The 581-nt window shown below is 62.7% G+C and carries 1 protein-coding gene; it reads right to left on the bottom strand.

Annotated features, from left to right (window positions below):
- Positions 1-106: 106 nt before the first annotated feature.
- Positions 107-581: ABC transporter permease (locus ACKGJN_RS16600; protein WP_409540680.1), on the bottom strand; the 475-nt coding region annotated here is incomplete at its 5' end.

Raw genomic sequence — 581 nt, 5'->3', positions numbered from 1 at the left:
CACTGAGAGATACCGCGTCGAGCGCCTTCACCGTGCCGTTGCGAGTGCGGAAGTCGACCGAAAGGCCGTCGACCGAAAGGATGGGATGGGCGGTCATGCCGACTCCTCAGGTGCGTCGCAGCGGAACGACCAGATCACGCAGCCCGTCGCCAAGCAGATTGAAACAGAACACCGCGAGCATCAGCGCCCCGCCAGGAAAGAGCGCCAGCCACCACTCGCCGGAGATCACGTAGGTAGCGCCTTCGGCGACCATAATGCCCCACTCCGCGTCCGGCGGCCGCACACCGAGACCGATGAAGGAAAGCCCGGCTGCGTTGAGGATTGCCCAGCCCATGTTGAGAGAGATCTGAACCATCATCGGCGGCAGGATGTTGGGAAAGATCTGCGTTGCCAGGATGCGCAGGTCGGAATTGCCGCAGAGGCGCGCGGCCTGGACAAATCCGGCGTTTCGCCGCAAGGAGGTTTCTGATCGGGCGACGCGGGCATAGAAGGGCAGGTTGATGACCGCGGTTGCGTAGATGATGTTTTCGACCGAGTTTCCCAGTGCGGCGACCACACCCATGGCGAGGACAAAGAGAGGG

It is taken from the genome of Gillisia xinjiangensis, from assembly GCF_046298265.1.
Taxonomy (GTDB): domain Bacteria; phylum Bacteroidota; class Bacteroidia; order Flavobacteriales; family Flavobacteriaceae; genus Gillisia; species Gillisia xinjiangensis.
This window is presented reverse-complemented; position numbering and strand designations above follow the sequence as displayed.